This is a genomic window from Janthinobacterium sp. GW822-FHT07H11 (assembly GCF_058798615.1).
This window is the reverse complement of sequence record NZ_CM179507.1, coordinates 4,921,795-4,947,697: the sequence shown is the minus strand read 5'-3', so window position 1 is coordinate 4,947,697 and position 25,903 is coordinate 4,921,795. Positions and strand designations below refer to the sequence as shown.

Sequence of the window (25,903 nt, the reverse complement as noted above, 5' to 3'; positions counted from 1 at the left end):
GCGCAGCGCCATCTGAAATGGCGTGCCCTATCGCGCGCGGCAGGTTAAACTACGTCTTTGCCGGTCATCCCGGCGCAGATGGCCGCGCGCATACGCTGCGCACGGCCGTTTTCAACATTGCCTGGAACGCAACACATGAGCGATGCACAGCATATACAGCGGCGCCTGATTGAACTCGACGTGGAACACCGTGACCTCGATGCGGTGATCGAGTTGCTGACACTCGATGGTCATCATGACGAGCTGCAATTGCGCCGGCTGAAAAAACGCAAATTGCAATTGAAGGATCACATCACCTTGCTGAAAATGCAATTGGTGCCCGATGTTCCGGCCTGAGGGGCGCCAGTAGCGTCCAGCCTGGCCCAGCCATAACTTTAAGTATATTTTGACCGATCACAATTTATCGCCTGCAAGTGCAGATGACCTGCCACTGGCGGCGCCAGCCGAACCCCAGGCTGAACCGGGCAAGCACGATGCCGACATCGAGCGCCTGTTTGGCGCCGGTGGCCCGCTCGGTCCCGCCGTGGGCAGCTACAAGCCGCGCCGTTCGCAAACCGAGATGGCCAAGGCCATCGCGCATGCCATCGACAGCCAGACGACCCTGATCGCCGAGGCGGGCACGGGCACGGGCAAGACCTTTGCCTACCTGGTGCCGGCCCTGATGTGGGGCGGCAAGACCATCGTTTCCACGGGCACGAAAAACTTGCAGGATCAATTGTTCCTGCGCGACATTCCCACCGTGCGCGCGGCGCTGCAGGCGCCCGTTTCCGTGGCCTTGCTGAAGGGCCGCTCGAACTACGTCTGCCACTATCACCTGGAGCGCACCTTGCAGAACGGCCGCATGACGTCGCGCGACGACGTGGGCCATCTGCGCGAAATCTCGCGCTTCATCAAGATGACCAGCTCCGGCGACAAGGCGGAGCTGGCCAAGGTGCCGGAAAACGCCATGATCTGGAACCTGGTGACGTCCACGCGCGACACCTGCATGGGCGCCGAGTGCCAGTATTACCAGGATTGCTTCGTCATGAAGGCCCGCAAGGAAGCCCAGCAGGCCGACGTGGTGGTGGTCAACCACCATCTGTTCTTTGCCGACGTGGCCCTGAAGGACACGGGCGTGGCCGAATTGCTGCCCTCGGCCAATACCATCATCTTCGATGAGGCGCACCAGCTGCCCGATACGGCGACCTTGTTCTTCGGTAACACGGTGTCCACCTCGCAAATCCTGGAGCTGTGCCGCGACGTGCTGGCCGAGGGCCTCGCGCATGCGCGCGGCATCGACTGGGCCAAGACCGTCACCGTGGTGGAAAAGGCCGCGCGCGACCTGCGCCTGACGTTCCCGCAGGATATCGTGCGCCTGTCCCTGCCGCAGATCGCCCCGTCGAGCGACTTCTTCCCCGCGCTGGAGACTCTCAAGGATGAGCTCGATGGCATGGTGGCCGTGCTGGAAACCCAGGCGGAACGGGCGGAAACCCTGGAGCAGTGCCGCGTGCGCGGCGTCGAGCTGGCGCAGCAGCTGAGCGGCTGGAAGTTCGATCCGAAGGCGAAAGTGGCGGCCGGCGAGGAAGCCGTGTTCTGGGTGGAAGCATTTTCCAGCTCCCTGCAATTGCATAAAACGCCATTGTCGATCGCGCCCATCTTCAACAATCAGCGCGAAGGCACGCCGCGCAGCTGGATCTTCACCTCGGCCACCCTGGCCGTGAAAAACGACTTCAAGCATTTTTCGGAACAGATGGGCTTGACGGGCGAACCGTCGCACACCTGGCCGAGCCCGTTCGACTATGGCCAGCAGGGTCTGCTGTTCGTGCCGCAAAACCTGCCGCAACCGAATTCCCTCGGCTACACGGACGCCGTCATCGATTGCGCCCTGCCCATCATCGAGGCGGCGGGCGGGCGCACCTTCTTCCTGTGCACCACCTTGCGCGCCGTCAAGCGGGCCGCCGAACGCCTGGCCGACGAATTCAAGCAGCGGGGCTTGAATTTCCCCCTGTTCGTGCAGGGCGACAAGGGCCGCACGGAATTGCTCGACCAGTTCCGCGCCGCCGGGAATGGCGTGCTGATCGGCAGTCAGAGTTTCTGGGAAGGCGTCGATGTGCGCGGCGATGCCTTGTCGCTGGTGATCATCGACAAGCTGCCGTTCGCGCCGCCGGACGACCCCGTGCTGGCCGCGCGCATCGAGGTCATGGAGAAGCAGGGCAAGAATGGCTTCATGCATCACTCGCTGCCGGAAGCCATCATCAACCTGAAGCAGGGCGCCGGCCGCCTGATCCGCGACGAGGGTGACCGCGGCGTGCTGATGATCTGCGATCCGCGCCTCATTTCCAAGCCGTATGGCAAGCGCATCTGGCAAAGCCTGCCGCCATTCAAGCGCACGCGCGACACTGCCGAAGTGGTCGAGTTCTTCCGCAACCTGCCCGCCAAGGGCGCCTAGCGTTTGCCGCCGGCGCCATCCGCGCGCCGGCTTATTTCCTTTTGGTATCCAGCTGCCAGCGCTGTGCGCGCGGTGCCTTCGTGTGCGGTCGCCATGCCAGGAAATGGCGTGATTGCGCCATTTTCTGGCATTTTTCTGATGTCCAGGACGCCAGACGCTTGTTTGTGCCAGCGCAAACAGGCTGTTGCCCAGCGGTTTACAGTGAGCTCATGCCTTGCGCGAGCGGGGCGCGGTGATGGCGGGGGCTGCACGAGGAAACAGGGGGATGCCATGGATATCCGCTACGGCTGTTTCTTAAGCTATGCACACGGCCAGTATGCGTTCATGAACAAGTTCAAGAATGACCTCATCGAGGCGCTGGCGTGCTATCTGGAGCCGCATCTCGACCGCGAGGAAGTGCTGTTCATCGATAGCGAACAACTGGGGGGTGGCGACGATCTCGACGGCCGCGTGGCGCGCGCCATGTGCCAGAGCGTCTGCATGATCGTGCTGTACACGCCCAAATACGAAGCGCATGGCTACACGCGGCGCGAATTTGCCGCCATGCAACTGATCGAGCAGGAGCGCCGCACCTGGTACGACTTGCCCAGCCATATCACCATTCCCATCATCATGACCCGCCATCCCGACGGTTTGCCGCCGCAAATCACGGGCGGCGGGCTGTATGTCGATTTTTCCGGCTACACGCTGGCCAGCGGCGACCTGAAGTCGAATCCGCAATACCTGCCCGATATCGAACGCATCGTGCAGCGCATTGCCACGCACTATCACCTGCTCAAGCGTTCGACACCGCCGGGCCACGATTGCAGCCGTTTCGTCTTGCCTGATATTCCGCCGGAATGGCGCGCCGTTCCGCCTCCCCACTTTCCACGTTAATCCACGTAAAAGGTCCTGTCATGGAATGCCAACGCTTGTCCCTACCGCCTTTGAGCGCCCCTGGCGAAGTCGTCACCTTCTATTCCTACAAGGGCGGCACGGGCCGCACCATGGCGCTGTCGAATATCGCCGTGCTGCTGGCGCGCCGCGAAAACGCCAGCGTGCCCGTGCTGATGCTGGACTGGGACATGGAAGCGCCGGGCCTGCACCATTATTTCGAGCAGCACGAGGAACGCCCGGGCGTGCTGGAATTCTTCGAGGCATGCCGCCAGCAGCTCGAGCGCATCAGCCTCGAGCGCGACGGCGGGCGCGACGACGTGGCCCTGGCGCAGCGCGTGCTCGATGCCATCGACTGGCAGCAGTACGTGGTGCGCGTCGACCAGGGCAGCCCGTTGTACCTGATGCGCGCGGGGCGCTTCGACGCCAGCTACAGCGAACGCCTGGCGCAGATGCGCTGGGATCAATTGTTCGATGCCTGCCCGGCCCTGTTCCGCTGCTTTGCCGATACCCTGGCGCGCCATTTCCGTTACGTGCTGGTCGATTCGCGCACGGGGCGCACGGACAGCGCCGGCATCTGCACCACCTTGCTGCCGAAAAAACTGGTGGTGGTGTTCACGCCGAACCGGCAAAGCCTGGAGGGCGTCGACGGCCTGGTCACGCGGGCCATCGAGTACCGCCGCAGCCACGAAGACGAGCAGCGACCGCTGCTCGTGTATCCGCTGCCCTCGCGCATCGAGATGGGCGATGGCGCACAGCGCGCCGAATGGCGGCGCGGCGATGTGCACAAGGGCATCGCCGGCTTCCAGCCCATGTTCGAGCGGCTGCTGCGCGCCTCGTACGGCTTGCCGCAGATCGCCCTGGACAGTTATTTCGATGAAGTGCAGCTGCAGCAGACCAAGACCTTCGCCTATGGCGAGCAGCTGGCCGTGCGCATCGACCAGGGCGGCGACCGCTTTTCACTGACGCGCACCTTCGAAGCCTTCCTGCACTGGCTGACGGGCGGCTATTTTCCCTGGCAATCGAGCCGCGAAATCGCCTTGCTGGCGGCGATAGGCGAGGCGCGCCAGGCGCTGCAGCTGGAACCGGGCCGCGCCGTGGCCCTGCCGCTGGCGCGCGACCTGGCCCGGCTGGGCGAGTTGTACCGGAAGGAAGGGCGTGCCGCGCAAGCGCTCGACGCCTTCCGGCAAAGCGTGGAAATCCGCGTGCGCCTGCTGGGCGAAGAGCATCCCGACAGCCTGCAAGGCAAGAGCGGCATGGCGCGCCTGCTGCGCCAGCTTGGCAAGCTCGACGAGGCGCGTTTCCTGGAAGAAGACGTGGTCGACGTGCGCGACCGCCTGCAGGGCGCCGAGCATCCGGACACCCTGGCCGCCAGGGCGTGCCTGGCGCAAACCCTGGCGCAGCAGGGCGAACTCGTTGCTGCGCTGCAGTTGCAGGAGACGGTGCAGTCCTGCTATGCCCGCCTGCTGGGGCAGGAACATCCGATGACCCTGGGCGCGATGGATGGCCAGGCCGCCACCCTGCTGCATATGGGGCGGCTGGCGCAGGCAAGGCAACTGCTGTCGCGGGTGGTGGCGGCGCGCGAGCGCCTGTTCGGCGCCGAGCATGGCGACACCCTGCATAGCAAACTGGCCCTGGCGCAGGTACTGGGGCGCGAGGGCGAGCTGGAGGACGCCCGGCGCCTGTTCGATGCCGTGCTGCAGGCACAGGAGCGGCGCCTGGGCAGCGACCATGCGGCGACCCTGGCCACGCGCGACCTGCTGGCCGACATCGTGGCGGGGCAGGGCGACTGGGCGGGCGCACGCCAGCTGCACGAAGACCAGGTGGCCGCGCGCGAGCGCACGCGGGGACTGGATCACCCGGAAACCCTGCAGAGCCAGCGCAAGCTGGCCGAGGCGCTGCTGCGGCGCGGCGAACTCGAGGCGGCCCGCAGCGTGCAGGAGCAGGTCCTGGAAGTGCATGCGCGGCTGCTGGGCGAAGACCACCTCGATACCTTGCACAGCAAGAAGCAGCTGGCCGGCACCTTGCAGCAGCAGGGCGATAGCGAGGCGGCGCGGCTGCTGGAAGATGCCGTGCTCAGCGGAAGTGACCGGCTCCTGAATGCGCCCGCGTCGCCCGGCAAGGGACACGCGCATGCGGATAGCGTGCTCGACGATGCGCGCCAGCTGCAGGAAACCATCCTGGCCGGCCGCGCCACGCTGGGCGAGGCCACGGAGCCGGAAACCCTGGCCAGCATGATCGCCATGTTGCAAGGCATGATAGAGCGCGAACAGTATCAGCAGGCGGGCGAGTTGGCCGAACACCTGAAAGCGTGCCTGCTGCGTCCTGGCGTGCCGGGCAAGCTGCGCAAGCGCGGCATGGCCCAGCTCAAAAGAATGTACAAATTGCAAGGCGACTTGAATGCCTTGCTGGCCTTGCAGGAAGACGAGGTGCAGGCGCTGGAAGGGGAGTTGTCCGAAGCGCGCATCGAGCAGCGCTGAGCGACTTGGCGCACGCATAAAAAATGCGTCCGATCACCGTATGGTGCGCGCAGTGTTGGCGTTGCTTCAGGTAAAATCTCGTTATGAGAATTCTTATCAGTAACGACGACGGCTACCTGGCGCCGGGCCTGGCGGCGCTGGCCGATGCGCTCGCGTCCATCGCCGAGATCGTGGTGGTGGCGCCCGACAGCAACCGTTCGGGCGCGTCCAATTCGCTGTCGCTGGACCGGCCCCTGTCCGTGCACAAGGCTGCCAACGGTTTTTATTATGTCAATGGCACGCCCACCGATTGCGTGCACGTGGCGCTGACGGGCATGCTGATCGAGCGGCCGGACCTGGTCGTGTCCGGCATTAACAACGGCCCCAACATGGGCGATGACACGCTGTATTCGGGCACCGTGGCCGCTGCCACGGAAGGCTATCTGTTCGGCATTCCGGCCATCGCCTTTTCGCAGTCCGAGTTTGGCTGGGCCAACCTGGATGCGGCCGCCCGCGTGGCGAGGGAAATCGTCGAGCGCCAGTTTGACGCCTTGCAGAAACCGTACCTGTTGAACGTGAACATCCCGGCCATTCCATACGAGCAATTGCAAGGCGTGGTGGCCACGCGGCTGGGCAAGCGCCACTCGGCCGAGCCGGTGATCCGCGCGCTGGACCCGCGCGGACGTGAAATCTTCTGGATCGGTCCGGCCGGCGCTGCCAAGGAAGGCGGTCCCGGCACGGATTTTTACGCGATCCAGCAAGGACAAGTCTCGATCACGCCGCTGCAGATCGACCTGACGCATACCACTCAACTCGATGCCCTGGCCCAAGGCCTGGCATGACCGCTGACTATGACCGATAAGCCGCGCACCTTCCCCCTTACCCTCGATTCGCTGGCCGGCAAGCCCGCCAGGCAGGGCGGGGGGCAGTCGCTGGCGCAGTCGAGGATCGCCACGCCGCAGACGGCCACGCAGAATGCGGCGCAAAACGCGGCCAGGGGCGGCGTGCCGCAGCATGGCGCGATGCCGCCCATCGCGCCGTCGCGCGCGCAGGCGATCGCCAATGAGCGGGCGCAGCCGGCGGCGGCCGCGCCGCCGCGGCAAAACCCGCTGGTATCGGAGGCCGTGCGGCGCGCCATGGTGGCCAGGATCGCGAAGCAGGGCGTCAAGGACGCGGTGGTGCTCGATGCCATGCAGGCCGTGCCGCGCCACATGTTCATGGACGAGGCGCTGGCGTCGCAGGCGTATATCGACGCCTCGCTGCCCATCGGCCATCACCAGACCATTTCCCAGCCGTATATCGTCGCGCGCATGATCGAGGTGATGCGCAATGGCGGCAGCCTGCAGCGCGTGCTGGAAATCGGCACCGGCTGCGGCTACCAGGCGACGGTGCTGTCGCTGGTGGCGAAAGAGGTCTATTCGATCGAACGCATCCGGCCGCTGCACGAGCTGGCGAAGGCCAATTTGCGGCCGCTGCGCGTGGCAAATCTGCGCTTGCAGTACGGAGATGGTATGCTTGGCCTGCCGCAGGCGGCGCCCTTTGACGGGATCATCCTTGCCGCAGCCGGCCTGGAAGTCCCGCAAGCGCTGTTGGAGCAACTGACGCTGGGCGGGCGCCTGGTTGCGCCAGTAGGCGCCAAATTGCAGCATTTACAACTCATTACCCGGGTGGGGAAAATGGAATGGACCAGCCAGACCCTGGAAGACTGCCATTTCGTGCCTTTGCGCCCGGGCACCATATGATCTCCGGATCAGATAGCAAGCAGGACATACACATACATGCGAATGATTAAGAAAAGTAACATACTTCTATGCGGCCTGGCCTTGGCCGCCCTCCTCAGCGGCTGCGGCACGACCGGCGTGCAGGCGCCCGTCGTGGAGCGCCAGCCGTCGGGCAACAGTGCGGCGGCCAGCGATCCCCGCGACCGCGATCCCGCCTTTTATACGGTCAAGCGTGGCGACACGCTGTTGCGCATCGCGCTGGAACACGGGCAGAATTACCGCGACCTGGTGGCATGGAATGACTTGAGCAACCCGAACGACATCAAGGTCGACCAGGTGCTGCGCGTGTTGCCGCCGAACGGAGAGTCGGGCGGCGCGCAAACGTCGGCCATCGTCATGCCGCCCGTGACGGAAGTGCGTCCTGCCGCTCCCGTCGTGCCGAAGAAAACCGGTCCCCGCGGCGAGAAGCGCGCATATTCCGATGCCACCCTGGCCGAGCTGCGCGCCGACGGCGGCGTTGTCGAAGCCAAGCCCGCGCCGGCACCTGCTCCGGCGGCCGCTGCCGCATCCGCATCCGTTGCTGCCGCTCCTGCCGCGCAGGCCGCCGGTGACGAGAAAATCAGCTGGATGTGGCCATCCGAAGGCAAGGTCATCGGTACTTTTGACGAGGGCAAGAACAAGGGCGTCGATATCGCCGGCAAGGCGGGCCAGCAAGTTGTGGCTGCCGGCGCCGGAAAAGTCATGTATGCCGGGAGCGGAATCCGCGGTTATGGTAATCTTGTTATCGTGAAGCACAGTAATAGCCTGTTGTCCGCCTACGCGCATAACCGCAGCATACTGGTGAAGGAAGGGCAGAGCGTCAACAAGGGCCAGGCCATCGCCGAAATGGGCGACTCCGATGCCGACCGGGTGAAGCTGCACTTTGAAATCCGCCAGCAAGGCAAGCCTGTCGATCCTTCGAAATTCCTGCCTAACCGTTAGGTAAAGCAATGACACACGCGCCGCACGATCAGCTGGACGATGAACCGGAACCGCCGGAAGACGCGGCGGACGAGGTAGTCACTGACGATGTCGGCGAACTCGACGGCATTGACGCCGTCGAGGCGGGCGAGGGCGCCGAAGTGGCCAGCGCGGCGGTGCTGGTGGAAAGTGTCGATGAGTTGAAGAAAGTGCTGGCGGCCGAGCTGTCGACCGATACCACGCAGCACTATCTGAACCAGATCGGCACGCGGCCCCTGCTGACGGCGGCGCAAGAGGTGCATTACGCCACCCTGGCCAAGCAGGGCAACTTCGAAGCGCGTCAAACCATGATCGAGCACAACCTGCGCCTGGTCGTGTCGATCGCCAAGCATTACATCAACCGTGGCGTCGTCCTGCTCGACATGATAGAAGAGGGCAACATCGGCCTGATGCGGGCCATCGACAAGTTCGAGCCCGAACGCGGTTTCCGTTTCTCCACCTACGCGACCTGGTGGATACGCCAGAGCATCGAGCGCGCCATCATGAACCAGGCCCGCACCGTGCGATTGCCCGTGCACATGGTGCGCGAACTGAATCAAATTCTGCGCGGCAAGTATCACCTGGAAGCCCAGCACCACGACGGCAAGGATGCCACCGCGGAAGACATCGCCCACCTGGTGGGTCGTCCCGTGGAAGAGGTACAGGACATCCTGGCCCTGTCCGAGCACGCCACCTCGCTCGATGCGCCGCTCGACAACGACCCGCAATCATCGCTGATGGACATGCTGCCCGGCGCCGCCGAAGACAGTCCCGACGCGCGCGCCGAACACCATGAAATGACGGTGCTGGTGCGCGACTGGCTGACCAAGCTGCCCGACAAGCAGCGCGTGGTCATCATGCGCCGTTTCGGCCTCGACAACGACGATCCCGCCACGCTGGAAACCCTGGCCGAGGAAATGGGCGTGACGCGCGAGCGCGTGCGCCAGATCCAGCAGGAAGCCTTGATCAAGCTCAAACGGGCCATGGCGGCGCGCGGCGTCGTGCGCGACTCCCTTTTGTAGCCCGCTGAATCGGTTCGGCTGCGCCGCGGGCTGAAGCCAGTGCGCATCTGCTATCATACGCCCCGCTCGCGGCGCCTGACTTTCCCCCATTCTTTCAAGTTTCAGCGCGGCCCTGCGTCCTGGCCCACTCTTACCTATTGATCGCTATGCAAGAAAATATCATCGAAATCAAATCGCTCGACATGGACGCCCGTGGCGTTGGCCATATCGAGAACGAAGACGGCTCGCCGGGCAAGGTCGTGTTTGTCGAAGGCGCCTTGCCGGGCGAGCGCGTCAGCTTTGTGACGTTCAAGAAAAAGAAAAACTGGGAAATGGCCCGCATGACGGCGCTGCACCGCGAATCGTCGATGCGCGTGACGCCCAAGTGCAAGCATTTCGACAATTGCGGCGGCTGCTCGATGCAGCACCTGGAGCCGTCGGCCCAGGTGGCGATCAAGCAGCGCGTGCTGGAAGACAATCTGTGGCACATCGGCAAGGTGCGTCCGCAAAGCATCATGCGCCCCATGTATGGCCCGACCTGGGGCTACCGCTACCGCGCGCGCCTGTCGGTGCGCCACGTCAAGAAGAAAGACGCCGTGCTGGTGGGCTTCCATGAAAAGAAATCGGCGTTTGTCGCCGACATGGATAGCTGCGAAATCCTGCCGCCGCACATCTCCGCCATGCTGCTGCCGCTGCGTGGATTGATTGCTTCGCTGTCCATCTTCGACCAGATGCCGCAGATCGAACTGGCCGTCGGCGAAGACGTCACCGCCATGGTCTTGCGCATCATGGCGCCGTTGACGGCGGACGATGAAACGAAGCTGAAGGCCTTTGCCGACGAGTACGGCGTGCAATGGTGGCTGCAAGTCAAAGGCCCGGAAACGGCCGTGCCGTTCTATCCGCTGGACAAGCAACTGCATTATATGCTGCCGGAATTCGGCGTCAAGATGCCGTTCAAGCCAGTTGATTTTACGCAAGTGAACCACCACATCAACCGCGTGCTCGTGTCGAAGGCCCTGCGCCTGCTGGAAGTGCAGCCGCAAGACCGCGTGGCCGACCTGTTCTGCGGCCTCGGTAATTTCACCTTGCCGCTGGCCACCCAGGGCAGCGCCGTGGTGGGCATCGAAGGCAGCACCACCCTGACGGAGCGGGCGCTGGAAAATGCGCTGGCCAACGGCCTGGCGGAGAAAACCTCGTTTTCGACGCGCAACCTGTTCGAAGTGACGACGGACGACCTGATCGCGCTGGACAAGTTCGACCGCATGCTGATCGACCCGCCGCGCGATGGCGCCATGGCCCTGTGCCAGGCGCTGGTCGGCCTGTCGCAAGTGCGCCCGGACCTGCTGCCCAAGCGCATCGTCTACGTGTCCTGCAGCCCGTCGACCCTGGCGCGCGACGCTGGCATCCTGGCGCTGGAAGCGGGCTACGTACTGAGCAAGGCAGGCGTGGTGAACATGTTCCCGCACACTTCCCACGTCGAATCCATGGCGGTCTTTGATTTGCCTCAATAAGTTGTTGCACCAGGGCGGGTGGCCAGACAGGCACCCGCCATTGCCTTGCGCGGCCAGGCAGCGCGCCAGCGCAATACCACTTACATCGTATTATAAAACTGGTCTGTTTTTTTTCGATTCAGTGCTTTTCCGCCTTCTCCCCCTGCAGTTTTTCCACCCTCCAGTAGGACAACACGCCGTCCGCATATGCTCCAGCGCATTCTGATCGAAGTGGTATTACGTTGTTTGATGCCACTTTAAAACCACTTGACCGCCTTTTTTTTCAGCAGCATGCTGTTCTTGCAACTGCAAAAACAAGATCACAGGGTAGCTATTCATCGAAGCAGAGTGGTATTTCCGCAAACCTGAACAGGAGACAACGTGGAAAATTTAATACTCAGAAAAACGATCAGGAACATCATGGCATGCCTGGCCAGCGGCGGTGTGCTGGCCGCGTGCGGTGGCGGTGGCGAAGCCGGTGCGCCGGCCGGTTCGCAACTGCTGGCGGTCAGCACGGTCGCTTGCATCCCGTGGCAAGAGGGCGGCACGTACAACGCGGGCACGGTGGTCACTTACCTGGGTGCCAACTACACGGCCCTGGTGACGCAGACCGATCACGTGGGCTCGGGTTGGAATCCCGTCGCCACGCCGAGCCTGTGGAGCGCCGGCGGCAGCTGCGACGGCGGCACCACGCCAACGCCGACCCCTACCCCGACTCCTACGCCTACCCCGACACCGACACCGACACCGAATCCCACCCCGACACCCACCCCGACACCAACACCGACGCCAACGGGCAGCACCTGTGCGCTGGCCTGGGCTTCGGGCACCGCCTACAGCGCGGGCGCCATCGTCAGCTTTGCCGGCACCAATTACCGCGCCAATTACTGGACGCAGGGCGACAACCCCTCGACCAACAGCGGCGCCGCCGGCACGGGCAAGCCATGGACCAGCCAGGAGCTGTGCAGCATCACGCCGACACCGACACCGACACCGACACCAACGCCAACGCCGACGCCAACGCCGACGCCAACGCCAACGCCGACACCAACGCCGACACCAACGCCGACACCAACGCCCACGCCCACGCCCACGGGCCGCGAAGTCGGTTCCTATTTCGCCCAATGGGGCGTGTACGGCCGCGACTATGAAGTGGCGAACGTGCACACGAGCGGCGTGGCCGACAAGCTGACCTTCATCAACTACGCCTTCGGCAACATCTATCCGAAAAACGGCGGCTATGAATGCGGCATGATCACCAAGGCCGAGCCGGGCGCGACGAATCCGAATTCGCCGGACGCGGGCACGGGCGGCGATGCCGAGGCCGACTACATCCGCACGCCGAAGCGCACCGTCGATGGCCAGGCCATTCCGTGGGACGCACCGTTGTCGGGCAACTTCCTGCAGCTGAAAAAACTGAAGGCGGCGCACCCGAACCTGAAATTGTTCATTTCCCTGGGCGGCTGGAGCTGGTCGAAGAACTTCTCCGTCGGCTCGGCCACCGACGCGCTGCGCAAGCAGATGGTGCGTTCCTGCATCGATATCTACATCAAGGGCAACCTGCCGGTACAGGGCGGGCGCGGCGGCGCGGGGGCGGCGGCCAACATCTTTGACGGTATCGACATCGACTGGGAATACCCGGTCGGCGGCGGCCAGCCGTACAACACGGTCAGCCCCAACGACAAGCGCAATTTCACCTTGCTGATGGCGGAATTCCGCAGCCAGCTCGATGCGCTCGGCGCCGCCAACGGCAAGCGCTACCTGCTGACGGCCGCTGTCGGCGCCGGCAAGGACAAGATCGACAACACGGAACCGGCCCTGTACTCGCAGTACATGGACTGGATCAACCTGATGACGTACGACTTCCACGGCGGCTGGGAAACGAGCACCAACTTCAACGCCCAGCTGTTTGCCGACCCTGCCGATCCGTCGACGGGCATGGCGCGCGAATACGTGGGCGACAAGGCGGTGCAGTACATGATTGCCGCCGGCGTGCCGCGCGACAAGCTGCTGCTGGGCATACCGTTCTATGGCCGTGGCTGGACGGGCGTGGCGCCGGGACCGAACGGCGATGGCCTGTACCAGGCAGCCACGGGCACGGCACCAGGCACCTATGAGTCGGGCATCGAAGACTATAAGGTGCTCGTTGGCAAGGCCGGCACGCGCTACTACCATCCGGTGACCAAGCAGCTGTACCTGTACACGGGGGCGGGCGGCCAGTGGTGGAGCTATGACGATCCGACCGTCATCGGCACCAAGGTCAAGTACGTGAAGGACCAGGGCTTGCGCGGCGTGTTCTCGTGGGAACTCGATGGCGACGCGAACGGCGTGCTGGCGACCGAGGTGTGGAAGGTGCGGTAATGTTGATGTAGCGTAAGACGCGGCCGGATAGCCATGCTGTCCGGCCGTTTAGTCATAAAAAAACACAGGAGACGGGCGATGGCGGCGGTATCGACATTCGGAGTCAACAAGCAGCGGGAGCTGCAGCAGGAACAGGAGCTGAGCCGCGAGTGGCGCAGCTGGATAGCGGAAAACCTCATGCTGGGCAGCCACCCGTCGGCGCTGATGCCGGTGCTGCAACAGGCCGGCATCGCGGAAGCCCTGGCGCGCCGCGAAATCGAACTTGCGCTGCACAGTCCGTATCTGGCCGGCGCCGTGCGCCTGTCGAATCGCCTGGCCAAGCGCGACTGGGTGATCGACATCCAGCGCAAGCTGAACCAGCTGCGTTCCCCCGAGATTCCGCGCCGCGAGAGGCTTTCCGCGCAGGAATTCCTCGACGAATACTATTCCACCAACCAGCCCGTCATCATCACCGGCATGCTGGACGACTGGCCGGCGATCCGAAAATGGAGCCCGGCCTACTTCCGCGACCATTTCGCGCAGCGCGAAGTGGAAGTGCAGTTCGGCCGCGAAGCGGACGCGCAGTATGAAATGAACAGCGTGGCGCACAAGCGCAAGATGGCCTTCGGCGAGTACGCCAGCCTGGTCGAGGGCAGCGGCGCGACCAACGATTTCTATATGACGGCGAACAACGATTCGCACAACCGGCAGGCGCTGCGCGAGCTGTGGGACGATATCGGCCAGCTGCCCGAGTATCTGGAACAGCGTGGCGGCCCGACGGGGTTTTTATGGTTCGGCCCGGCCGGCACGGTGACGCCGTTCCACCACGACCTGACGAACAACTTCATGGCGCAAGTCCAAGGGCGCAAGCGCCTGCGCATCATGGCCGCCTGCGAAGTGGCGCGCGTGTACAACCAGCGCCACTGTTTCACGCCCGTCGACGGGCGCGCCATCGACCTGCAGCGCTATCCGTTGATGGCCGGCGTGCAGGTGCGCGAATGCGTGCTGGCGCCCGGCGAAATCCTGTTCCTGCCGGTCGGCTGCTGGCATTTCGTCGAGGCGCTCGACGTATCGATGACGGTGGCCTTCACCAATTTCAAATGGGATAACGATTTCTACAGCAAATATCCGCCGAACCACGACTTTTGATCGTCGCACCCATGCTGCGCGCATGCAGGGAACAGCCGCCGGACAGGCGGCTTTTTTCATGCCATGCAGCGCTACGCGTGGGCAGTTGCTTCTCCGTCCATGATTGATGAATGCCCTGGGCGCCGCCTTGATGGATCGCCCATGGGTTTCATTGCCCATGCGGTAGCGGGAAGAGTTCACTGCACGGTCGCCGGCGCGCCGGCCTGCAGCGTCGTTGGCGTGGACACGGCCTGTCGCGCAGCGTGTCAATTGCCATGTAAGCAAATGCAGTGCCGTGTAAAATCGCGCCGCATTTTTACACCTGGCAGCACATTTTCCTGGCGTTTTTGGGCATTTCTTTCTGGCACACATCTTGCGAAACATGGCGGTAAGTCGTCTTGGCGTAGCGGCGACTTTGCTGGCCGATCACCTGGCGTAAGGCGCCGGTGTCCGGTCAGGCTGATGGAGAAAATCTGACGCGCGTTTTGCATCCAAAAACCAACCTGGAAAATTATCATGACTGATCAAAAATGTCCTTGCAGCGAACATCTGGTGGAAGACCTGACGAAAAACCCTGCGGCCCTGATGCCGTCTGACAACCTGTTACAGGCCGCTAACGTCTTTCAAGTCGATTCCACCACCACGGCTCTGCAAATCAGCGCCTGCGTGTCGGCGAAATATGACAACGGCAGGATCTGCGTGAAGTTCCCTCTCATCGGCGATATCTGCTTCAGCGTGGGATTGCCGATACCCGCTGACGCCACCGTGTCGGTGTGCATGGCCACTTGCGGCAGCAAGTGGTCGCCGCCATTTTTCAAGGGCTTGAAGGCTACCGTCTCATTTAATGGTAGTGCTCTCTGGAGCGGCATAATCTGGGGCAGTTGCTAAACAGCGCCGCAGACGTGGAGGCCAGGCAGCCGTGCTGGCATTCCGCGCAGCCCGGCCTGCCGATGCCGGCTCCGTACTCATGCGTCGTGCTCGTCCCTGGCCACCGGACGGCATGATGCATGGCTGCGGCAGGCGTGCTCGATCCCATCGCCTCCGGACGATTTTTGTTGTTAAAAATGAAAAAATAACTGAAACGGGCTGGTGCACCGCCCACGCGGATCGAACTGGAGAAAAATGCCATTGCAACGGCGATGCAGGTGCTAGAATTGCTTACGATTAAGTTTGCATATTAGCTAATAAAGCATCTGATTCCATGCCTGCAGACTCCCCCCTGACGCCAGCGCCTTTGCCCATCGAGCAGTCCTTCAAGCATTACCACATCTGCGCAGCCTTGGGAGAGGGGGGCTACGGCCAGGTTTTCGAAGCCTGGGATAGTAAATTGGGTCGAAAAGTCGCTTTGAAGCGGCTCAAACATAGCGCTTCCTTGCCTGGGGCGGCCAGCCTGGCCAACGAAGCGCGGATGGCGGCGTCGGTTCAGCATGCCGCATTCGTGAAAATATACGCGATCGAAGAGGACGAGGATAGTCAATCGATAGTGATGGAACTAGTGCGGGGCCGGACGCTCAAGCAACTGCTCGCATCCGGACGCCCCGCTGCCGGCATCGCGTTGGAAATCGTGACGCAGATCGCGAAGGCAATGTGCGAGGCGCATCAGATGCACTTGGTGCATGGTGACCTCAAGCCGTCCAACGTCATGCAGGACGAGGCAGGAATGATCAGGATACTGGACTTCGGCCTGGCTTCTCGCAGCGACGGCGCCACAACGTCGCTGGTGCAAACCGATCCGCAGGGGACGATCGCCTACATGGCCCCCGAGATGCTGACCGGTTCAGGCAGTAGCGTGGCCAGCGACGTGTACGCTCTGGGCGTCATGTTGTACGAATTGCTGACAGGCGCGCGCCCTTTCGCCGGCCAGCATGGCCTGGTGCTGGCGGCCACTGTCATGCAAAGCACGTCGCAGCACTGGGATTATCCCGACGATCTGAGGCCGTCGCTGCGACGGCTGATACTGGCAATGACGGCACGTGACAGGAGCAAGCGATTGCAGGACATGTCGGCCGTGCTGGCCGCGCTGGCGCTGGCGCTGGCGTCGGAGCCGGATGGCAGCGCATTGCGTGCGCCGCGCCGCAGAGTGCCTGGCCGTTGGCTGTTTGCCCTCGTCGCCACGCTGCTGGCCGCCGCGCTGCTCGCCGGCGGCGCCGTGTATTGGCGCAGTCATGAGTATCGCGTGCCGTTCTCGCTGGGCAGCTATTCCGCCGCTGGGGAAATTGCGCAGGGCCTGGATGCTCTTCGCCTGTATGACCGCCCCGGCAAGCTGGCCGAGGCGAGCGAACATTTCGAGCGAGTGCTGGCGCGTGATCCCGACAGTGCGGCTGCCGTCGCAGGCATGTCCATCATGTACAGCCGCCGCCACCAGAGCGATGGACAGGATGAGGTATGGCTGGGAAAAGCGCTGGCGGGCGCGCAGCAAGCGCTCAAGCTCGATGCCCGGCTTGCGCTTGCACATGCGGCGTATGGCATTGCACTCGAACGTGACGCCAGGAGCGAGCCTGCGCTGCTTGCGCTGGAGCAAGCTCTCGCGCTTGATCCGAATAATCTGTTTGCCATGCTGGGCAAGGTGAAGGCCTTGATCCGCCTGCGCCGCTATGATGAGGCCAGGTCAGGCGCAGAGCGCGGATTGACCCGGTATCCGCAGGAGCGCTCGTTCGCGGACCTGATGGGCCAGACGTATTTTGAACAGGGCGACTTCGGCGCCGCCGAACGGGCGTTCCGGCGCAGCTTGCGCCTGCAGCCAGACGCTGTTTTTGCCTACGCTAACCTGAGCGCTACCTTGCACCGCCAGGGCCGCAGCGACGAGGCTCTGGCGGTTCTGCAGCAAGGCTTGCAGGTGCGGCCCAATGCCTGGTTGTATGGAAACCTGGGGACCGCGCTGTTCGCCCGTGGCGACTATCCAGGAGCCGCCGCGGCGTTCGAGGATGCCGTGTCGCCCGGCAGGGGCAATCCCGGCAATTACCTGGCCTGGGCCAACCTGGCCGATGCGCTGCTGTGGCTGCCCGGCCGCGCAAACGAAGCCGCGCGGGCCTATGCAAAGGCGCGCCAGCTGTTGGCCCTGCGCCTTGCACGCGCGCCCGACGACGTCGTACTTGTGTCACGGATGGGACTGTACGCCGCGCGCGCCGGTGACGGCGCCGGTGCCCGGGCATTCACGCAACACGCCTTGCAGCTGGCACCCAGGAGCATGGACGTCCATTTTCGCGCCGGCCTGGTGCTCGAGCTGACGGGCAATCGCAGCCGTGCCATCGAGGAGCTTCTGCTCGCCAGGAAGTATGGCTTGCCAGAGAAAGCGATCGACAGCGAGCCTGACCTTGTGGACCTGCGCCGTGATCCTCGCTATGTCGGGCGATGACTGCCAGGGTGCTCTTCCATTTCTGAATACGCCCGCGCCGGGCTTATCGGCGCATGCCTGGGTTTCCTTTGTTGCGCCGCAAACTTTCGTATCTTCTGGAGAATATGATGACACTCACCGATGCACGGCATAAGTACGATCTGATTTTTCAAGGGCTGTTGGGTGGCAGTGCCAAGGTCGAGGCGAGGTATGTTCCGTCAGGAAAGAAGATGAAGACACTGCATTTTTCTCAGGGCGACAAGATCAATATCCGCATTCTGGGGCCGGATGCCGATGCGGCCTCGATGGCGTCGGTGCAGGTCGATTTTACAGTGGTGAGCGCCCCCACGGCATCGCCTCTCGGCGATGGCTCCAAGGCATGCTTTGTGTGGCACGCTGGCGAACGATATACGGAAACCGTGCATGCAAACGGCATCTGGAGTTTCGGCGCCGTGCTGACGGCCAAGGACAAGCAGACCTACACATTGCCCGATCCCGAATTTCAAGTCGGGGATGGTGGCTAGGCGCCGCGCGTCACGGGCCCGGGCCGAGTTTGCGCAGATACCTGCGCAGTGCCTCGCTCGGGGTCTGCAGAAGGGCGGCACAGGTTTCGAGGCGGCCGTTGCTCCTGGCCACAGCCGCCCGTATTTCCGCAGGCGGTATCTGCTCTGGCGTACGGATCTGCGCATGCGCTTCGATCAGCATGTACATCGACGGACGGGAAATGCCCAGTTGGCGCGCCGCTCCCTGGATATGCCAATGGTTGCTGTCCAGTGCGCCGAGCACGTCTTCGTCGCTCAGCTCGGACAGTTTTTTCTTGCGTGGTGCCGGCGGCGGCAGTGCAGCATCGCGGGAGGTGCTCGACGTCACTCGTCCTGGCCGCTCATCGAGAAAGCTGTCGAAATCGGGGTGTTCGCCAGCCTGCAGGGCCAGCCTGCACCGCCTGGCCATATGGCGTAGCTGGCGTATATTTCCCGGCCAGTCGTAGTTGGCGAATTTGCTGGCCAACTGCGGGGGAAACATTAACTCGTCCGCATGCCCGCCCAGCAGGTGTAACAGCAGGACGCCAATATCCTCACGCCGTTCGCGCAAGGGCGGCAAGTGGATTACGAAGCTTTCCAGGCGGCGCAGCAACGCCTGGTTGAACGATGCTGCATACAGGTCCTGGTCGGTGGCCGCGATCAGGCGCGCGCTCGATTGCAGATCCGACGGCGCGCCGAGCGGACGGTAGTCGCCTGTTTCCAGTACGCGCAGTAGCATCGGTTGCACGGCCGCAGGCGTGTTGCCAATTTCATCGAGAAACAAGGTGGCCTGGCTCGCTTCGGAAAACACGCCGCCGCGCGTCCCGAGAGCGCCCGTGTAGGCCCCGCGCGCCGCGCCAAACAATTCGGCTACCGCAAGCGACTCGTTCAGTGCCGCCATATTGACAGTGACCAGGGCGCGGTCGGCGCGCGTGCTGCAGGCATGGATGGCGCGCGCCACGACCTCCTTGCCGGTGCCGGTTTCGCCCAGCAGCAGGACGGCGTCATCGGTGACGGCCACTTGCCGAATCAATTCGCGCATGCGGATGGCGGCATCGCCCACGCCTAGCAGGCCGGGCAAGGGATTGTGTCTGGGCAGGCCCCGCATCCAATGAAGGCACAGGATGACCGCCCGGCCCAGGCCGAGGATCGCACCGGCCGAGATCTGCTCATGGCTCAATGTCACCACCTGGCGAATCTGTACGCCATTGAGCTCGACTGCCATGCGGCTGGCTGGCGGGTGAATTTCCACGCAGTCCTGCTCGCCGCGCACGAGCACGACACTTTCGCGCGAAATGCCGCTGTAGCCGAGCGCAGTGGACGCCTGTCCCGGATGCTGGAACAGCGGCAGGTAGCGGGACAGTCCCAGTGCGGCATTTGTCGCCAGGCACTGCTCGCCGATGCGGCTGATGTCGGGATGCCAGACTATGGTCAGGCACAGCAGGGGAGCATCCGCCTGGATCGCCGCAGACATTGGTGAAGTCAAAGTGCAGTCGCTAAGTTCCACGCGGTCCTCTGGTGACAGCGACCGCTCGCCGTCGCTTGGTTAAAGGAACATCTCAAGGCCCGCAGCAATTGGCATGCGAAGAGCACTCATTTTACACGGCGGCCACCCGTCTTGGCGCCAACACTGCCGGCAATTCCGCCGGCAGCATGCGTGCAAGCCTGGAAAATCCTGCTTCTGACCAACGTCAGCGCGCCTATGCGCGTATTTTCAAAATGTTAACATGATTGCCGTTCACGCTGGGCGGGCTGGCATGAGGCTGGACAGGAGGCTTGCAGAAGTGTTTCTATAAAATAATTGATTCAAATCATTTCAATGCAAAATTTTTGATATGAATGACCATGATGTTTCATTATCCAGATGGCCATGGCGGGCGGATAATTTTATGGCTGGTGTGCCGCCGGGCCTCTGAGGGGACTTGCCGGCGTGCGCCAGCACCGACAACCATCTGGAGGCGGCAGGGCATGAACACGCAGCAAACGACACAAGCAGCAATGCAGTTGCAACACACAGCGGCAGGGAGCGCCGGACTTCAGCTCGACACGCGGCTGACCCGCGAAGCGGCCGAACTGCTGGCCAGGGCCGGCATCGACCTGAATGGCCGCGCCGCCTGGGACATGCAGCTGCGCAAACCGGGCGTGCCGGAACGGGCTTTTGCCAGCGGCAACCTGGGCCTGGGCGAAGCCTATATGGATGGCGACTGGGATGCGCAGCAGCTCGATGAATTCTTTTGCCATTTGCTGCGCGCCAGGGTGGCCGACGACGTGCGCCCCATGCGCCTGGCCTTCCACGCCCTGTACGCGCGCCTGTTCAACCTGCAGACGGAGCGCCGCGCCTGGATGGTGGGCAAGGAGCACTATGACCTGGGCAACGTCTTCTATGCGGCCATGCTCGATCCGCGCATGACCTATACCTGCGGCTACTGGAAGGATGCCAGTAACCTGGCCGAGGCGCAGGAAGCCAAGCTCGATTTGATCTGCCGCAAGCTGCGCCTGGAGCCGGGCATGCGCGTGCTCGACATCGGCTGCGGCTGGGGCAGTTTCATGCGCTATGCGGCGGAAAAATACCAGGTGCAATGCGTGGGCGTGACGATTTCCAAGGAGCAGGCCGCCTACGCGCGCGGCATGCCGGGCGGCGAGCACCTGGACTTCCGCCTGCAGGATTACCGCGACACCAATGAAAAATTCGACCGCATCGTCAGCGTCGGCATGTTCGAGCACGTGGGCCATAAAAACCACCGCACTTTCATGGAAGTGGCGCACCGCTGCCTGGAAGACGACGGCCTGTTCCTGCTGCACACGATCGGCAAAAATAAACGCCATTCCACGTGCGACCCGTGGATCGACAAATACATCTTCCCGAATGGCGACTTGCCGTCCATCGGCCAGATCGGCGACGCCATCGACGATCTGTTTGTCGCCGAAGACTTGCACAACTTCGGCGCCGACTACGACAAGACCCTGATGGCCTGGCATGCGAATGTTGAGCGGGCGTGGCCGCGCTTTGCCGCCCAGCTGGGCGAGCGCTTTCACCGCATGTGGTCGTATTATCTGCTGTCCTGCGCGGGCGCCTTCCGCGCGCGCGACTTGCAGCTGTGGCAATGGGTCTTGTCGAAGCAGGGCGTGCTCGGTGGCTACGAGCGTGTCAGTTGAGATGTGCGTCTGCTGATATCATGGCTTGATGGATATCAATCAAGCGCGCACCTTCCTGGAAGTGGCCTCCTGCGGCAGCTTCATCATGGCGGCCGAACGCATGCACGTGACGCAGACGGCCGTCAGCGCCCGCATCCGCACGCTGGAGCAGCAACTGGGGCGCCAGCTATTCGTGCGCAACAAGGCGGGCGCGCGGCTGACGCCGGCCGGCGAGCGCTTCATGCGCCACGCGGCCACCATGGTGCAGGTGTGGGAGCGGGCGCGCCACCAGGTGGCCTTGCCGCCGGGGCGCGATGACGCCGTCAGCATCGGCTGCGAACTGAGCTTGTGGCAGCCGCTGCTCGGCGACTGGCTGATATGCATGAGCCGCGACTGCTCCGAGATCGCCTTGCGCGCCGAAGTCGACAGTCCTGCGCGCCTGCTCGACGCCGTGCACGACGGCTCGCTCGACCTGGCCGTGCTGTACAACCCGCCGCAGCGCCCGGGCCTGGCCAGCGAATTGCTGGCCGAGGAAAAGCTGGTGATGGTGACCACGCGCGCGGATGGGCAGATGCATGCCGATACGTACGTGTATGTGGACTGGGGCCCCAGCTTCGCGGCGAATCACCAGGCGGCCTACCCGGAGCTGAGCAGCCCGCCCGTGTCGATCTCGCTGGGGCCGCTGGCCCTCGTGTACCTGCTGGAAGTGGGCGGCGCCAGCTACTTCCGTATCGGCAGCGCGCAACCCTATCTCGATGCGGGCCTCTTGTACCGCGTGCGCGATGCGCCCGAATTCTCGCATTCCGCCTATTCCGTGTATGCGGCCCAGCGCGACAACCCGACCCTGGACCGCGCCCGCGCCTGCCTGCTGGCGGTGGCGGAGAAGATCAAGTAGCTTCGACAGGCGTAAAAAAGCCGACCCGCAGGTCGGCTTTTATTTTCATGTCCTGGCGCATAAGCGCAGTGCATAAAACGTTCAGGGCAAGGCGCGGTGCCGAAGGCAGTACGACTTGTACGGCGAGGCACTACAACGCCGCCCTGGGCGTTTTTGCGTTAGCGCTTAGTCGCGGCTGCCGCCAGCGAAACCTAAAAGTGAAAGCAGGCTGGTGAAGATGTTGTACACGTCCAGGTAGATGCGCAGGGTGGCCGAGATGTAGTTGGTCTCGCCGCCGTTGATGATTTGCTGCACGTCATACAGGATGTAGGCCGAGAAGATGGCGATGGCGACCATGGAGATCACGATCGACAGTGCCGACAGGCCCAGGAAGATGTTCGCCACCGATGCCAGGATCAGCACGATCACGCCGGCGAACAGCCATTTGCCCATGGCCGAGAAGTCGCGCTTCGATACCGTGGCGATCGTTGCCATCACGGCCAGGATGGTGGCCGTGCCGCCGAACGCCGTCATGATCAGCATGCCGCCGTTCGAATAGCCGAGCGTGCGCGTCAGGATAGGCGTGAGCATCAGGCCCATGAAGAAGGTAAAGCCGAGCAGGACAGCGACGCCCAGGCCCGAGTTCTTGGTCTTCTCGATCGCGTACATGAAGCCGAATGCGACGGCCATGAAGATGATGAAGCCCATGCCGCCGGTCAGCATCGGCAGGTGCATTTGCACGCCGATGAAGGCGCCCAGCACGGTCGGTATCATGGACAGTGCCAGCAGCCAGTAAGTGTTGCGCAAGACCTGATGGCGGACTTGCTGCATGCCCCCCGACAGGTCAAAGGTGCGTTGCATGTTCTGATTCATAGTGCCTCCGTGTTGTCAATTCAAATTACTACTATGCCCAAGGATAGCATGGACCCCGGTTTTTACAAAAAAACCAGCTTAAGATTTAATTAAACATAAGCAAGGCAGGAAGAGGTCTGCGGCCTGCTTGGGTGATATGGGGTGGAGTATGGTAAAATCAAAGGTTGATTGAGTTATCAATTTACCGTTTTAAACCTTTCTTTTTATTGGAGTTTTCACACATGGCAATCGAACGCACCCTGTCGATCATCAAACCAGACGCAGTTGCAAAAAACGTAATCGGTCAAATCTACACCCGTTTTGAAAACGCTGGCCTGAAAATCGTTGCAGCACGCATGACCCAACTGTCGCGCGAACAAGCTGAAGGCTTCTACGCAGCGCACAAAGAGCGCGGCTTCTTCAAGGATCTGGTCGACTTCATGGTTTCCGGTCCCGTCATGATCCAGGCCCTGGAAGGCGAAAACGCCGTTCTGGCCCACCGTGACCTGATGGGCGCGACCGATCCGAAGAAAGCAGAAAAAGGCACGATCCGCGCCGATTTCGCCGATTCGATCGACGCCAACGCCGTACACGGTTCCGACGCTGTCGAAGCTGCTAAAGTGGAAATCGCTTACTTCTTCCCAGAACTGAAGGCTTAATTGCCTTAGATAACGTTATTTCCTGGCGTTATCTGTGAAATAACTTATCACCCCCTGTTCCCGCTGCGCTGTGGTGCTTTGCCCCTGATGCGCGCGGGGACGGATTTTTAGAATAGACAAGATCATGAATACGACGACCCTCACCAACTTGCTGGACCTCGATCCCGCGCAACTCATCGCTTACTGCGCCGAGTTGGGAGAGAAACCGTTTCGTGCGAAACAATTGCAACGTTGGATACACCAGTTCGGCGCCTCCGAATTCGACGCCATGACGGACCTGGCCAAGTCGCTGCGCGACAAGCTGGCCACGCGCGCCGAAGTGCGCGCCCCGGCCATCATCAGCGACCACACGTCGACGGATGGCACGCGCAAGTGGCTCGTCGACGTGGGCAATGGCAATGCCGTGGAAACCGTGTTCATCCCGGAAGACAACCGCGGCACCCTGTGCATCTCGACCCAGGCCGGCTGCGCCGTGAACTGCCGTTTCTGCTCGACCGGCAAGCAAGGCTTCAACCGCAACCTCAGTGTTGGCGAAATCATCGGCCAGCTGTGGATGGCGGAATTCGAATTGCGCCGCACCAAGGGCATCGAACCGGGCCCGAAAGGCGAGCGCCAGATCACCAACGTGGTGATGATGGGCATGGGCGAGCCCCTGCTGAACTTCGAGCCGACCGTCACGGCCCTGAAATTGATGCTTGACGACAACGCCTACGGCCTGTCGCGCCGCCGCGTAACCTTGTCGACCTCGGGCGTGGTGCCGATGATGGACAAGTTGTCGCAGGAAGTGCCGGTGGCCCTGGCCGTCTCGCTGCACGCCTCGAACGATGCCTTGCGCGACGGGCTGATTCCACTGAACAAGAAATACCCGCTGAAGGAATTGATGGCGGCCTGCAAGCGCTACCTGGAATTCGCCCCGCGCGATTTCATCACGTTTGAATACTGCATGCTCGACGGCGTCAACGACAGCGACGAGCACGCGCGTGAACTGCTGGCGCTGGTGCAAGACCGCGAGTTCGGCGTGAACTGCAAGTTCAACCTGATTCCGTTCAACCCGTTTCCCGAGTCTGGACTGTTCCGCTCGAAAAACCCGCGCATCAAGGCGTTTGCCCAGGTGCTGATGGATGGCGGCATCATCACCACCGTGCGCAAGACGCGCGGCGACGATATCGATGCGGCCTGCGGCCAGCTGGCCGGCGAAGTCAAGGACCGCACGCGGGTGCAGGAACGCATGGAAAAAATGACGGAATATCAACAGAAGTTCGGCGCCAATTTCGGCAAGATCGTGGAGATCCGCTCCTGATGCGGGGAAGCATGGCTTATCCTGGCGTACTTGCCGCGGCTGTTGTCAGCCTGGGCGTGCTGCTGGCCGGCTGTGCTTCCACCGCGGACAAGGAGCAAGCCGCGTCTGTCGAGCAGCGCGCCGCCTTGCGCTTGCAGCTGGCCAGCGCCTATTATATGCAGGACCAGTTTGTGGTGGCTTTGGCCGAAGCGGAGCAGGCGGTGCAGCTGGTGCCGGACAACGTCCAGGTGCGCGGCATGCGCGCCCTGATTTTTGCCGCCCTGCACCAACCTGTGGCTGCTGAAAAAGATTTTCTTTACGCATTGCGCCTGGCGCCCCACAATCCCGAGTTGAGCAATAATTATGGCCTGCTTCTGTGCCAGACCGGACGCGCGGCGCAGTCGCTGGCGTATTTTGATGCCGCATTGCAAGATGCCGCCTATGGCACGCCTGAACTTGCGCTGCATAATGCGGCGGCGTGCAGCCTGCTCATGAAAGATTACCCGCGCGCCGCCAACTACTGGCTCAAGGCGGAGCGCATCGCACCTGGTGCGGCAATGACCTATGCCGGCCTGGTGCGCGTGTATTACCAACAGCAAGACTACCGGCAAGCGGCTCAGTATCTCGAGCGGCTCGGTAAAGTAGCGACAATGGAGAGCCAGACGGCCGATGTGCTGTGGCTCGGGATCAAGGTGCAGCATAAGCTCGGGGATGCGGGTGCGGAAGCTGGCCTGGGAGCGCATTTGCGCAACCACCATTCCGGCTCGCCCGAATATGCTGCTTATCAAAGTGGGGCGTTTGATGAGTGAA

The 25,903-nt window shown here is 62.7% G+C and carries 21 protein-coding genes; 19 read left to right on the top strand and 2 right to left on the bottom strand.

The window, feature by feature from the left end:
• The first annotated feature begins 135 nt into the window (after positions 1-135).
• From AC3RCJ_RS21860 to AC3RCJ_RS21795, 14 genes are all read left to right on the top strand, one after another.
• Positions 136-336, top strand: a complete 201-nt coding sequence (locus AC3RCJ_RS21860; RefSeq protein ID WP_492959012.1) for a YdcH family protein — start codon at positions 136-138, stop codon at positions 334-336.
• A gap of 49 nt (positions 337-385) precedes the next feature.
• Complete coding sequence (yoaA, locus tag AC3RCJ_RS21855) at positions 386-2,428, top strand: DNA repair helicase YoaA (RefSeq protein ID WP_492959010.1); 2,043 nt, start codon at positions 386-388, stop codon at positions 2,426-2,428.
• A 270-nt stretch (positions 2,429-2,698) separates the two neighbouring features.
• Positions 2,699-3,304 carry a toll/interleukin-1 receptor domain-containing protein gene (locus AC3RCJ_RS21850; protein ID WP_492959008.1) on the top strand — a complete coding sequence of 202 codons (606 nt, stop codon included), beginning with the start codon at positions 2,699-2,701 and terminating at the stop codon, positions 3,302-3,304.
• Positions 3,305-3,339: 35 nt separating this feature from the next.
• On the top strand, positions 3,340-5,781 hold the full coding sequence (locus AC3RCJ_RS21845; RefSeq protein WP_492959006.1) for a tetratricopeptide repeat protein: 2,442 nt from the start codon (positions 3,340-3,342) through the stop codon (positions 5,779-5,781).
• A gap of 83 nt (positions 5,782-5,864) precedes the next feature.
• Positions 5,865-6,602, top strand: a complete 738-nt coding sequence (gene surE, locus AC3RCJ_RS21840) for a 5'/3'-nucleotidase SurE (protein ID WP_492959004.1) — start codon at positions 5,865-5,867, stop codon at positions 6,600-6,602.
• A 9-nt stretch (positions 6,603-6,611) separates the two neighbouring features.
• Entirely contained in the window at positions 6,612-7,502 is an 891-nt protein-coding gene (locus AC3RCJ_RS21835; protein WP_492959002.1) for a protein-L-isoaspartate(D-aspartate) O-methyltransferase, read from the top strand.
• Between the two features lie 42 nt (positions 7,503-7,544).
• Positions 7,545-8,462, top strand: coding sequence for a peptidoglycan DD-metalloendopeptidase family protein (locus tag AC3RCJ_RS21830; protein WP_492959182.1), 918 nt, complete (start codon positions 7,545-7,547; stop codon positions 8,460-8,462).
• A gap of 8 nt (positions 8,463-8,470) precedes the next feature.
• Positions 8,471-9,502 carry an RNA polymerase sigma factor RpoS gene (rpoS, locus tag AC3RCJ_RS21825; RefSeq protein ID WP_492959000.1) on the top strand — a complete coding sequence of 344 codons (1,032 nt, stop codon included), beginning with the start codon at positions 8,471-8,473 and terminating at the stop codon, positions 9,500-9,502.
• A 146-nt stretch (positions 9,503-9,648) separates the two neighbouring features.
• Positions 9,649-10,992: a 23S rRNA (uracil(1939)-C(5))-methyltransferase RlmD gene (gene rlmD / locus AC3RCJ_RS21820; protein ID WP_492958998.1), complete on the top strand. Its 1,344-nt coding sequence runs from the start codon at positions 9,649-9,651 to the stop codon at positions 10,990-10,992.
• Positions 10,993-11,391: 399 nt separating this feature from the next.
• Entirely contained in the window at positions 11,392-13,332 is a 1,941-nt protein-coding gene (locus AC3RCJ_RS21815) for a glycosyl hydrolase family 18 protein (protein ID WP_492958996.1), read from the top strand.
• 78 nt (positions 13,333-13,410) lie between these two features.
• Positions 13,411-14,460 (top strand): cupin-like domain-containing protein, encoded by a 1,050-nt coding sequence (locus AC3RCJ_RS21810; RefSeq protein WP_492958994.1) that lies wholly within the window; start codon positions 13,411-13,413, stop codon positions 14,458-14,460.
• A gap of 495 nt (positions 14,461-14,955) precedes the next feature.
• Entirely contained in the window at positions 14,956-15,327 is a 372-nt protein-coding gene (locus tag AC3RCJ_RS21805; RefSeq protein WP_492958992.1) for a hypothetical protein, read from the top strand.
• A gap of 313 nt (positions 15,328-15,640) precedes the next feature.
• On the top strand, positions 15,641-17,794 hold the full coding sequence (locus AC3RCJ_RS21800; RefSeq protein WP_492958990.1) for a protein kinase domain-containing protein: 2,154 nt from the start codon (positions 15,641-15,643) through the stop codon (positions 17,792-17,794).
• Positions 17,795-17,898: 104 nt separating this feature from the next.
• The gene (locus tag AC3RCJ_RS21795; RefSeq protein WP_492958988.1) at positions 17,899-18,297 is read left to right on the top strand and encodes a hypothetical protein; all 399 of its coding nucleotides are present in this window, start codon (positions 17,899-17,901) and stop codon (positions 18,295-18,297) included.
• A 10-nt stretch (positions 18,298-18,307) separates the two neighbouring features.
• Here AC3RCJ_RS21795 and AC3RCJ_RS21790 read toward each other — a convergent pair whose 3' ends face one another.
• Positions 18,308-19,768, bottom strand: a complete 1,461-nt coding sequence (locus AC3RCJ_RS21790) for a sigma 54-interacting transcriptional regulator (protein WP_492958986.1) — start codon at positions 19,766-19,768, stop codon at positions 18,308-18,310.
• A gap of 524 nt (positions 19,769-20,292) precedes the next feature.
• On the opposite strand from AC3RCJ_RS21790, the gene cfa reads away from it, so the two are divergent.
• Both cfa and AC3RCJ_RS21780 read left to right on the top strand, forming a co-directional pair.
• A complete protein-coding gene (gene cfa, locus AC3RCJ_RS21785; RefSeq protein ID WP_492958984.1) occupies positions 20,293-21,450 on the top strand; it encodes a cyclopropane fatty acyl phospholipid synthase in 1,158 nt (385 codons plus the stop codon).
• A gap of 28 nt (positions 21,451-21,478) precedes the next feature.
• Positions 21,479-22,324: a LysR family transcriptional regulator gene (locus tag AC3RCJ_RS21780; protein ID WP_492958982.1), complete on the top strand. Its 846-nt coding sequence runs from the start codon at positions 21,479-21,481 to the stop codon at positions 22,322-22,324.
• 165 nt (positions 22,325-22,489) lie between these two features.
• Here the strand turns inward: AC3RCJ_RS21780 and AC3RCJ_RS21775 are convergent, their stop codons facing one another.
• A complete protein-coding gene (locus AC3RCJ_RS21775) occupies positions 22,490-23,176 on the bottom strand; it encodes a Bax inhibitor-1/YccA family protein (protein ID WP_034752039.1) in 687 nt (228 codons plus the stop codon).
• Between the two features lie 221 nt (positions 23,177-23,397).
• On the opposite strand from AC3RCJ_RS21775, the gene ndk reads away from it, so the two are divergent.
• From ndk to pilW, 3 genes are all read left to right on the top strand, one after another.
• Complete coding sequence (gene ndk / locus AC3RCJ_RS21770; protein ID WP_070223377.1) at positions 23,398-23,814, top strand: nucleoside-diphosphate kinase; 417 nt, start codon at positions 23,398-23,400, stop codon at positions 23,812-23,814.
• A 124-nt stretch (positions 23,815-23,938) separates the two neighbouring features.
• Positions 23,939-25,114, top strand: coding sequence for a dual-specificity RNA methyltransferase RlmN (gene rlmN, locus AC3RCJ_RS21765; protein ID WP_492958979.1), 1,176 nt, complete (start codon positions 23,939-23,941; stop codon positions 25,112-25,114).
• An 11-nt stretch (positions 25,115-25,125) separates the two neighbouring features.
• Positions 25,126-25,902: a type IV pilus biogenesis/stability protein PilW gene (gene pilW / locus AC3RCJ_RS21760; protein WP_492958977.1), complete on the top strand. Its 777-nt coding sequence runs from the start codon at positions 25,126-25,128 to the stop codon at positions 25,900-25,902.
• Position 25,903: the final 1 nt, after the last annotated feature.

What these genes read in the sequence shown, in the direction of transcription:
- AC3RCJ_RS21860 (WP_492959012.1), top strand. Translation starts at nt 136, where the DNA reads ATGAGCGATGCACAGCATATACAGCGGCGCCTGATTGAACTCGACGTG.
- AC3RCJ_RS21850 (WP_492959008.1), top strand. Translation starts at nt 2,699, where the DNA reads ATGGATATCCGCTACGGCTGTTTCTTAAGCTATGCACACGGCCAGTAT.
- surE (WP_492959004.1), top strand. Translation starts at nt 5,865, where the DNA reads ATGAGAATTCTTATCAGTAACGACGACGGCTACCTGGCGCCGGGCCTG.
- AC3RCJ_RS21835 (WP_492959002.1), top strand. Translation starts at nt 6,612, where the DNA reads ATGACCGATAAGCCGCGCACCTTCCCCCTTACCCTCGATTCGCTGGCC.
- AC3RCJ_RS21830 (WP_492959182.1), top strand. Translation starts at nt 7,545, where the DNA reads ATGATTAAGAAAAGTAACATACTTCTATGCGGCCTGGCCTTGGCCGCC.
- rpoS (WP_492959000.1), top strand. Translation starts at nt 8,471, where the DNA reads ATGACACACGCGCCGCACGATCAGCTGGACGATGAACCGGAACCGCCG.
- rlmD (WP_492958998.1), top strand. Translation starts at nt 9,649, where the DNA reads ATGCAAGAAAATATCATCGAAATCAAATCGCTCGACATGGACGCCCGT.
- AC3RCJ_RS21815 (WP_492958996.1), top strand. Translation starts at nt 11,392, where the DNA reads ATGGCATGCCTGGCCAGCGGCGGTGTGCTGGCCGCGTGCGGTGGCGGT.
- AC3RCJ_RS21810 (WP_492958994.1), top strand. Translation starts at nt 13,411, where the DNA reads ATGGCGGCGGTATCGACATTCGGAGTCAACAAGCAGCGGGAGCTGCAG.
- AC3RCJ_RS21805 (WP_492958992.1), top strand. Translation starts at nt 14,956, where the DNA reads ATGACTGATCAAAAATGTCCTTGCAGCGAACATCTGGTGGAAGACCTG.
- AC3RCJ_RS21800 (WP_492958990.1), top strand. Translation starts at nt 15,641, where the DNA reads ATGCCTGCAGACTCCCCCCTGACGCCAGCGCCTTTGCCCATCGAGCAG.
- AC3RCJ_RS21795 (WP_492958988.1), top strand. Translation starts at nt 17,899, where the DNA reads ATGATGACACTCACCGATGCACGGCATAAGTACGATCTGATTTTTCAA.
- AC3RCJ_RS21790 (WP_492958986.1), bottom strand. Translation starts at nt 19,768, where the DNA reads ATGTCTGCGGCGATCCAGGCGGATGCTCCCCTGCTGTGCCTGACCATA.
- cfa (WP_492958984.1), top strand. Translation starts at nt 20,293, where the DNA reads ATGCAGTTGCAACACACAGCGGCAGGGAGCGCCGGACTTCAGCTCGAC.
- AC3RCJ_RS21780 (WP_492958982.1), top strand. Translation starts at nt 21,479, where the DNA reads ATGGATATCAATCAAGCGCGCACCTTCCTGGAAGTGGCCTCCTGCGGC.
- AC3RCJ_RS21775 (WP_034752039.1), bottom strand. Translation starts at nt 23,176, where the DNA reads ATGAATCAGAACATGCAACGCACCTTTGACCTGTCGGGGGGCATGCAG.
- ndk (WP_070223377.1), top strand. Translation starts at nt 23,398, where the DNA reads ATGGCAATCGAACGCACCCTGTCGATCATCAAACCAGACGCAGTTGCA.
- rlmN (WP_492958979.1), top strand. Translation starts at nt 23,939, where the DNA reads ATGAATACGACGACCCTCACCAACTTGCTGGACCTCGATCCCGCGCAA.
- pilW (WP_492958977.1), top strand. Translation starts at nt 25,126, where the DNA reads ATGGCTTATCCTGGCGTACTTGCCGCGGCTGTTGTCAGCCTGGGCGTG.